Annotated in this window: 8 protein-coding genes; 2 read left to right on the plus strand and 6 right to left on the minus strand. The window is 58.5% G+C overall.

Annotated features, from left to right (window positions below):
* The coding region (gene mobH / locus ACF8K2_RS24660; RefSeq protein WP_392468319.1) for a MobH family relaxase at positions 1-1,582 on the minus strand (1,582 nt) is incomplete at its 3' end.
* 221 nt (positions 1,583-1,803) lie between these two features.
* Between mobH and ACF8K2_RS24665 the strand changes: the two genes are divergently transcribed.
* Positions 1,804-1,998: a hypothetical protein gene (locus ACF8K2_RS24665; protein ID WP_392468322.1), complete on the plus strand. Its 195-nt coding sequence runs from the start codon at positions 1,804-1,806 to the stop codon at positions 1,996-1,998.
* Positions 1,999-2,125: 127 nt separating this feature from the next.
* Complete coding sequence (locus ACF8K2_RS24670) at positions 2,126-2,491, plus strand: histone-like nucleoid-structuring protein, MvaT/MvaU family (RefSeq protein WP_392468325.1); 366 nt, start codon at positions 2,126-2,128, stop codon at positions 2,489-2,491.
* A gap of 88 nt (positions 2,492-2,579) precedes the next feature.
* Here the strand turns inward: ACF8K2_RS24670 and ACF8K2_RS24675 are convergent, their stop codons facing one another.
* The 5 genes from ACF8K2_RS24675 to ACF8K2_RS24695 form a co-directional block, all read right to left on the minus strand.
* A complete protein-coding gene (locus tag ACF8K2_RS24675; RefSeq protein ID WP_392468327.1) occupies positions 2,580-3,503 on the minus strand; it encodes an ArdC family protein in 924 nt (307 codons plus the stop codon).
* 710 nt (positions 3,504-4,213) lie between these two features.
* Positions 4,214-4,579 (minus strand): DUF3085 domain-containing protein, encoded by a 366-nt coding sequence (locus ACF8K2_RS24680; protein ID WP_392468329.1) that lies wholly within the window; start codon positions 4,577-4,579, stop codon positions 4,214-4,216.
* Between the two features lie 819 nt (positions 4,580-5,398).
* Entirely contained in the window at positions 5,399-6,937 is a 1,539-nt protein-coding gene (locus ACF8K2_RS24685) for a conjugal transfer protein TraG N-terminal domain-containing protein (RefSeq protein WP_392468332.1), read from the minus strand.
* Positions 6,938-6,946: 9 nt separating this feature from the next.
* Complete coding sequence (locus ACF8K2_RS24690) at positions 6,947-7,252, minus strand: hypothetical protein (protein ID WP_392468335.1); 306 nt, start codon at positions 7,250-7,252, stop codon at positions 6,947-6,949.
* The coding region (locus tag ACF8K2_RS24695) for an integrating conjugative element protein (protein ID WP_392468338.1) at positions 7,249-8,445 on the minus strand (1,197 nt) is incomplete at its 5' end. The genes ACF8K2_RS24690 and ACF8K2_RS24695, both read right to left, overlap by 4 nt.

Below are 8,445 nucleotides of genomic sequence, written 5' to 3' on the forward strand. Positions count from 1 at the left end.
TAGGCTTTTTATGATGGCTATTCAGTTTCTCAAAATGGCGCTGGACGAGCCGCCAGTTGTCGCTCTCACTGTCACGGCTGGCTAGTTCGAGATGTTCGGCCGCATAGCGCTGAAAAATGCCCGGCGTAACCAGAAAAAACGTTCCTTCAACAGTGTGAATTTTAGCCTTGCTGTCGTTGATCAACAAGCGATGGCTACGGACTCCCTCCCGCAGCCATTCCATAAAGGACCGCCCTCCGATATCTTCGCGCTGTGTTGATTCCAGATGCAGGTTTTCCCGGAGCGGTTCCTTCTTGTACTCGCTCGGCTCCTGCAACATGTCCATTAGATTTTCCAGGTATTCGAGATCCTGATTCTGAGGAGCTGCGGTCGGCCGTTTTTCATCTACGGTACTATGGGGCCTATACGTGCTTGATTCGCTGGTTTCACTAATCGGCAGGGGATCGACCTTCATCGGCTCTACCGTACCTCTAAAACAATTTAGCCGAGGCTCATCGGCCCAAATAAGGCTCGGCTGCAGGCGAAGAAAGGTAAAGCGATGTTGCCAGTCATTCTCTGATACGGTGGCGCTCCATATCGCTTTGCCTTCTGGTGTCGCGTCCACCAACCCATGTGACTGCAGCTCATCGAACAAGGCGATGTTGGAGGAGGGGATCCCGTCGACCGCTTGAGCGAGCAGGTACGCGCGCAGTTTGTCGGTGGCGGTCTTGCTGACCAGCCAGAGATGGTCCTGGGTGAGCCAGCCGGCCGCACCGGGCTGATTGAGCTTGAACTCGTTCTTGACCAGGTGGCGCAAGCCAGCGAGCAGGTGATGCTGCAGCGAGTGTTTGGGGGCCTGCAGTGCCTTGGTGGGATTGGCACCAATGTTTTGTGCGGCGGATGCGCGGTCTGCTTGCAGTACCAGTTCGCCGAGGGTGCCGGCATGGTCGTAGTGGTTGGCCAGCAGGAAAACCAGGTGGCTCCACAAGACCGGATAGCTGCTCAACCAGTCGAGCTGGCTGGGCATCAAGATTTGGGTGTATAGCAGCCCCGCTGCGGCGCCGTGTAGCTTATAGTCGCGACCGACCACGTAGCGAAAGCGATAGGGCTGAGTCAATGGACCGTGCCAGGGGTGCCACACTTCACCATTCTGATACTCCACCTGCAGATCCACGGCAATCTTGCCAATGTCGTGGAGCAGGGCGCCGTAGGCAATCGCCGCGCTCCAGGCGTCGGCCTGGACGGCCTGGTCTTCCGGTGCGGCGCCGCTTGGTAGCAGGTACGATTGGCGCAGCTTCAAGCTGCAGGCCACCAATTCTAGTCCATGGTCCAGCATGCCGCCCGGATAGGCATGGTGGTGACTTTCGCTGGCAGGGAGTTGCTGTACATAGGCGGCGTAGCGGCGGATCGGGTCAAGGTAGAGCTGATTGAACTGCGGCTCGGAGAGCGCTGTGTATTGCCAGATGCGCTCCAGCAGCTTTTTTCGGTGGTCGGCACAGAGCAGGGACTCAGGGGCCAGTGGGAGGAAATATCCCTCAGGAGCTGGAGCGAGCGTGGGCTCTGCAGCATTGCCTTTTTGATGTTTGAACCGCCAGCGCTTCATCGCGTTACCTGCTTTATGTTCAGAAAGTCCTTTTGCCTTTCGGATAGGCCTCTTACCCTTGTGCCCCCCTTACCATTGCCACAGTTACCCTTTCACGTCTTGAGCCTTTTCGCGAACGCGAAAATTCGAAGCCTGGCGCATCGGGTTACTGTGGTACTGGAATGGCCTGTCCTTTTCCCGGGAGGTAGACTGTCCGACATTATTTCGAGGAATGTGGCCTGATGACGTTGAGCGATGCCATTTTGATCGTGCTACTGGCAGACCGAATTCATGGGACGGATGCTGCCATTCGATCGGCCGCCAAGCGTTGCGCGAAACAGCTGCCACGCAGTCAGCGCGACATGCTGTTCAAGATCGGCAATAGTGCCGCACCTCGTGAACTAGTGGGGCACCTTTTCCAGTTCTTGCCGGACTGATTAGTCACATAGATATGTGCACATTTTGAGGGATGAAAAGTTAGCTGAAGTGCGAATTAACGCTCGGCTAGTACTTGTACCTCAGGTAATATCGCCACACATGCCCCAACCCTAGGAAAGATTTCACATGTCCAAACTTGCCGAATTCAAAGCTCTGGAAGCTCAACTGGCTGCCCAACTTCAACAATTGGACGCGATGAAAAACGATTCCGGCTTGAAGCAGGAAATCGAGTTTGAACACAAGCTCAAGGCTCTGCTGGATGAGTACGGCATGAACCTGCGTCAGGTCATCACCATACTGGACCCGTCCAAGGGCGTGAGCGTGAGCACCGCCGCCACCTCCACCAGCGCTCAGCGTAAGCCGCGTGAGGTCAAACGCTACAAACACCCGCACAGCGGCGAGATCGTCGAAACCAAGGGCGGCAATCACAAGATCCTCAAGCAGTGGAAGCAGGAGCACGGCTCGGATACCGTCGAGAGCTGGCTGCAGTAATCGCTTGCTCAATTGCAGCGACTGATGCATCGGTGATCCGAGCAAAGCAAAGGCCCCGGTTGGGGCCTTTGTGTTTGAGGCGAAAAAGTCACACCGTTAGCCGTTCGGTCGCCGACTGCAGCGCTAACAGGTACTCGGACGCCTCACGTGCCTGACCGCTGGCGCGGAAGATGGCCCGCTTATCTTCCTTGAGGATTTTCAACCAGGACGCCAAGTATTCCTCGTGGCGCAGTTCGCCCTGGGTGCCAGTGAGGGCGCAGAGAAATGCCGAGCCCATCTCCGCGACCAACTCCTCGAAGGCGTACGCTGCAGAGCCGAATCCATGCCCGCCAGTGATGCCTTCCCGGTTGAGGCGGGAGTGGTGACCGGACCAGTGCGTCAACTCATGCAGAGCGGTTGCATAGTAGCTGCCGACGTCCAAGAACTGGGCCTTGGTGGGCAATTGAATGAGATCCCGAATCGGTAGATAGCATGCGCTATCGCCGTATCGGTGTTCGATGCGTGCGCCGCTGGCGATCAGCAGTTGCTCGGCGGGGGCATGATCGATGAACGCTGTCGAATCCGTGCTCTCATCCCGTGGCTGTTCTTCGTTGGGAAGTCCCTCGGTCTGTTCGATGTTGAACAGGCAATGCGTCCGCAGCAGCGCGAACTGCTCCATCTTGATGTTGCCTTGCTCATCGCGAACGACCTGACCCTCTTCGTCGTGCGCTTCCTTGCTCATGGGTTTGTACAGCACCGCGAGGGTCGATTGCTCGCCTTTGCGCACATGGCCGCCGGCCTTGCGAGCTTGGTTGTAGGTGAGCCAGCGATCCTGGCGATACCCACGCAAGCGGGCTTCGGCCCACAGCAGTGGAATGTTGATGCCGGCGTAGGAACGTCGGGTAATCGCGTTGATGGGAAAAGGCGAGTCATCCTGCAAGCCTGTAGTGGTCCAGGTTTTTATCCACGGGATCAACCCCTGACTCAGGGCGCTAACGATCTTGTTGGTGACGTCTAGGTAGATATCGGACATGACGTTCTCCAGTGCAAAAAGGGGAACGCTGCCCGGCCGGGAAGGGTTCCCGGTGGGGTAAGTGGACAGTGGTGGAGCGAGGCGTTTCAGGCCGATGAGATGTCCACGCCGATCTCATGTGGCAACCTAATGTGCAGAAATACGGGGCCGTTGCGCGGCGCCATCTGAGCGACCAGCATCTCTGGAATAGCGGCTAACGATGCTGAGTTGCCTTGCAACGGTGGAGTGCGCAATCGCGTGAGCGGCAGGCGCAATCGGCGGCGACCTACACAGGCCAAGACGATGCCCATTACGGCTTGTAGGCGCTGTCCTGATTGCTCGACTTCGTCAGTAGCCGTACCAACCTCAGCGATGAATTGCCACACCCCTGGGCTCAGGACAATGGCGGGTAAGGAGCGGTTCTTCCTGGACACTGGTTCCTCCCGGGAGCTGATCCGGCGATGGCTTCACGAACAACTTGGGGGAAGTTCCATCGCCACAACTCATACTGTGAACAGGGCGTGTCTTGGCATTAAAACGCGCTTGTCTGTTGGGTCAATACCCGATAAAGGGCACCGACCAGGGCACGTTTCCACCAGCTTCCAGCAAAGGCTTTCCATTCGAAACATCCAGATGAGCGGCTGCTGTCGGCGTAAAGATTGAAGTGGGCGATATCCCAGAGAGGCACTGGCTCGTGCTTCCCTGAGACATCGCGGGTGTTGCGAGAGCATTCAGGATTTCCCGGAGAGGGCAATCTCGGCAGCGATGTACAGGTGCGTGGATGTGGCTTCAACTACCAGCGACCCGTTGGTGCCGCGTAGGCTTTCCAGAACAGGATCATCAAGGTCGAAGTACTCGGCAAAATCGTCGCCGCCGAATTCACTGCGTGCGCGACTCCACCAGGTGTCGAAGTCGTCGACGTCAGGGTTGCAACCCATGGCGTAGGCAATGTGTTTGCGGCTACCTCCGTTGGGTCTGCTTTGACCGAACTCGGACATTAGGTAGACACCGTGGTCTTTGACCAAGACGACTCGGCAGCCGATGACGGCCGCTTCTGTCAAGACAGCATGAAGTTCAGTTCCTGTGAAGCGCAACATAGTGAGTTCCTCCAGGCAGTGCGGAGGAATGCCACCCATGCGGGAAGAATTCCCAGCACGGAAATGAAAAAAGGAGCTTCAACGGAGCAGGGCACCGTGAGGCCGATGTGAAAGAGCGCTCATCACCGCGGAAGCGGTAACCGGGCGAGCCACCGAACGCTAATCGCCCTTGGGGCAACCATCACGGGAGTGATGTGGCCTTGAAGGTTGTGGCCACCTGGGGTGCTGGGTTTCCAGCGCTTGCAGGTCCGGTTTATCAAGCGGGCCGGCATAGCGTCAATGGTGATTTTCAGAAGGGAGCAGTGCGTCAATCCTTGCCGTGCCATTGACGATCAGCAGCGTAAACCAAGTGATCAACGGTCATGGAAATCCGCAGCAGAGGAGTAAGCTAGAGTTTGGATCCAAATTGTCTCGAGCGGTTTGGCGGCAAGTGCGGTGAAGTAAACGGAGGTACGAAAATGACGGCCCAAGCTTCTCCAAACGACAGCCGTACTCCATTCGGCAAATACTTGATTCGTGCCGCAGGTCGTGCGGGACGATTGGTGAATCGGCTAGAAGCCAGCGTTTTGCATTCACCGATTTTGGTGAGCGTGCCGTTTGGGTATCGCCGGCTCGGGATGCAGACCGTTAAGTTGATTCTGTTGCTCGCTGTCGCATCAGTCGCTTTCCTCCTGGCGATCGGAATGGTTGCTCTGTGGACCATCGCGGCGCTGCCTATCAGTACTGATAGGCAACCGCGGATACATGAAATGAGTAACCCTCGACATCATCTTAGATATCCAGAAATGTACGATGACGATGGCTGCCCGAGGTAAGCAGTTATTTCGATTTGCGGGCTGCCGACATTAGTTGCGATGTTCCTTTTTCAGCCTGTGCTTGAGCCCCTTCCGTTGCGCGCGTTAAGAGGGTTTGGACGCCACTGCCCACGTTGTATCCCGCCCAGCTCGTCACGCTGAGGAAAAACATCGGCAACACCACAAACATCACTCCCATCACATACTCGATGACTTGGGCACTGACCGTCCCATCTATAAATCCTGCCGTTGGCAATGACATTAGCGCTTGGTCTGTGGCAGAGACCTGGTGGTATAGTGCGTCCAGCATGCTCGAGTCGATCCAGCGGGCTAGCTCCCACCAGAACGTAAGCATATGTAGCGTGAACAGTGCGAAGGTGATCGTCATCAACGCCTTGAGTTGGTAGGTGCTGATCAGTAGCACCAGTGGCAGGCAGATGATTGTGCCCATGATCAGAAAGGCTTGAACCATGGGCAATGCAGCGCGCAGCGCATTCATCGCCGGGAAGTTGCTGAACGAGCCCAGTGCCAGGCCGGTATTGGTGGCGAGGTTGTTGAGCCCTTGCGTAAACGAGCCGCCTCGGGCACTGCTGCCGTAGTCTTGGAACACCTGGCCAGGGGCCATGCTCAATGACTGCTGGCGCGGGCTCACCAGTTCACGGAGGGTGGCGTCTTCGATTTCGGTGGAGCTGCGCCCGGTCAGCCAGCCGCGCAACTGCGTGAGCAGATCGGGATCGACCTCGGCGACCAGGCGATCGCGCAACCCGACCCTGGCATCGCTCCACCATTGCTTGCAGGTTGGATAGCCCGCACCGTTGTCCAACCGGGGCAGGGAGGTATCACGCGTCTCATCATATGGCCAATCAACCCGGGGCGTACGCGAGCGATCCGTGTCGTAGTAACCCGGCGTGTCGAGTAGGTAAGTCGAGCCAATCCAGGACGCATCGTAGCTCTGCGATTCGTCCAGCTCGGGGCGGTTGGTAAATAGTCGCGAGCGCGAAAAGCCGTAGCAGTCACGGGTAAAGTCGGCGACTTCCTGGAGCAGCACCTGGTCGTTGATCCGGGAACTGTCGATCTCCATGCGCATCGCGCGAATGTCGGGTGCGCAGGGAATCGACGCTGTGGCAGCGGCGGTGATGCCCTTGCTCATGGCATGCACCAGGTACCACCACACCGGCACGTTGGCAGATTTCTCGCCGATGGTATTGAAGGTGGTTCCCCAGGCCGTGTCGGCGGGTTTGGCCATTGATACGCCACAGCGCTGGCTCGCCGCATCGTCGAAGGTTACGGAGGACAGGTTGAGCGGAAAAAAAGGCATGCAGCCAAACAGGATGACGACGTAGCTCATCCACAGCCGGTTCTCGACACGGGGGATCGACAGCAAGCCCTTGTTGCCCTCATCGGCCCCCTGTTGGCGGGCGGATAACCACTCCTGCAGGATGATCGCCCCAAATGGTGCGGCAAACAGTCCGGTGTCTGCCAGCGTGTTCCAGATACCGTTGTTGATGATCCAGGCCAGCAGCGACAGGTAGTACTCAAGATAGCTGTTGGTGCTCATGTTCATGGCTGCACCTCACACACGCGACAGTTCGACCAGGACGATCAAGCCGAAGCCAATCAGGCCCAGGCGCAACAGCCGTTGCTGGTCTTCCAGGTGCGGCCGCAAGCGGAGTGCTGCGCTCCAGCCGGTGAGGATCAGGGCGTACAGCAGGGCGCGCCAACAGGTGAAATAGGGCGTATGCCTGCGTGCTTCCTCGAACCAATCCAGCTTGGGGCTGATCAGTTGCAGCGCCGTCCAGGCAATCAGCAACGTGGCCATCATGGCGCCGAGGATCATCAGGACTCGGACGGCCGTGCTCCTCGCAGAAAACGGCATCATGGCGTGCTCCTTCCCTGATCCGCTCGCTGCAGGCGGTCTGGGCGCGGATCGCGCTGGTCGATATTGCGGGAGGCATCGGCGCCGCCGGCGTGGCGGTCGAGGACCAGGCTGGCGGTATTGGTGGCCAGCGCTTGGCGCACTTGCAACTCCGTTTGCAGCAGACGGATCTCGCGCTCCAGCGTTTCAACGCTGCTGTTGAGGGCGGTGGTGGCGGGCTGCGCTGACGCCACATTGGGTTCATGGCTGCCGGCGAGCAACGTGCGCTGCAGCAGCATCGCTTTGTAGATCACGCTCGACAACGCGGTCTCGCTGGCCAAGCGTCGGGCCAGCAGGTTCTGGTCGGGGTCATCGCGCAGGCCTTCGATGACGCCGCGGGAGACCTGCAGCAACGGGCTGGAGACTTTGCCCAGGTTCTCTGGGGAAGGTTCCTCTGTGCCGGACAACATGCGCTGCAAACCCTCAAGATGCTGCGTGTAGGTTTCCTGGATCAGTGGCGTAAGACCTGCGCCCGCGCTCACGCGCAGCGTTTCGCAATCATCACAGGTCTCCACCTCGGTTTCGCCGAGCACCCGGGTAGCCCACTCAGCCGCCTCGACGGGGCTCGACCAGGCCTGGCAGATCGCGCCATTCTGACAACTTGAGCCGACGGCCGAGGTGTCTTCGACCGAACGGTTGTGCAGCAGGTTGTAACCCGCTTTGACCACGTCCGAGGTCACACGGATCGGCACCTGGCCATGGCCGCCGGCCTTTTGCCCGCCGACCCAACTGACACCGTTGTTGCCGTTGTTCGATTCGGTGTCCTTTACCGCAGTCACGGCATCACCCTCGGACTGCTCCAGGTTGTGCTGCATTTCCTGGTTCTGCGCCAGAGCCCCCCAGCCGGCCTGGTCGACCTTGTCAGCCATCTTTGCCGCCATCGCCTGGCAGGTGAGCTTCGAGCGGTCAAAGTCGATGCGCCCCTGCAGCACGCCGTTGCTCAGCAGCTCATAAAGCCCGGGATTGGCGCGCTGGATGATCATTGCCGGCAGCGACATCACCGCCTGGGTGGCGTTCTGGATGACGTTGCCCATGATCTGCTGGAAACCCTGGGTGGCACCGTTGAGCTGGTTCTGCAGGGTGTTGGAGAGGTTCATGTTTCCGCACATCATGTTCGCCCGCCAGGACAGGCCCACGCCGAGTCCGCTGGGGCGGTA

Origin of the sequence: Pseudomonas sp. xss_2 (assembly GCF_043104195.1) — a bacterium.
Lineage (GTDB): Bacteria > Pseudomonadota > Gammaproteobacteria > Pseudomonadales > Pseudomonadaceae > Aquipseudomonas > Aquipseudomonas urmiensis.

Coding starts and splice junctions, on each gene's coding strand:
- ACF8K2_RS24665 (WP_392468322.1), top strand. CDS start 1,804: ATGACGTTGAGCGATGCCATTTTGATCGTGCTACTGGCAGACCGAATT.
- ACF8K2_RS24670 (WP_392468325.1), top strand. CDS start 2,126: ATGTCCAAACTTGCCGAATTCAAAGCTCTGGAAGCTCAACTGGCTGCC.
- ACF8K2_RS24675 (WP_392468327.1), bottom strand. CDS start 3,503: ATGTCCGATATCTACCTAGACGTCACCAACAAGATCGTTAGCGCCCTG.
- ACF8K2_RS24680 (WP_392468329.1), bottom strand. CDS start 4,579: ATGTTGCGCTTCACAGGAACTGAACTTCATGCTGTCTTGACAGAAGCG.
- ACF8K2_RS24685 (WP_392468332.1), bottom strand. CDS start 6,937: ATGAACATGAGCACCAACAGCTATCTTGAGTACTACCTGTCGCTGCTG.
- ACF8K2_RS24690 (WP_392468335.1), bottom strand. CDS start 7,252: ATGATGCCGTTTTCTGCGAGGAGCACGGCCGTCCGAGTCCTGATGATC.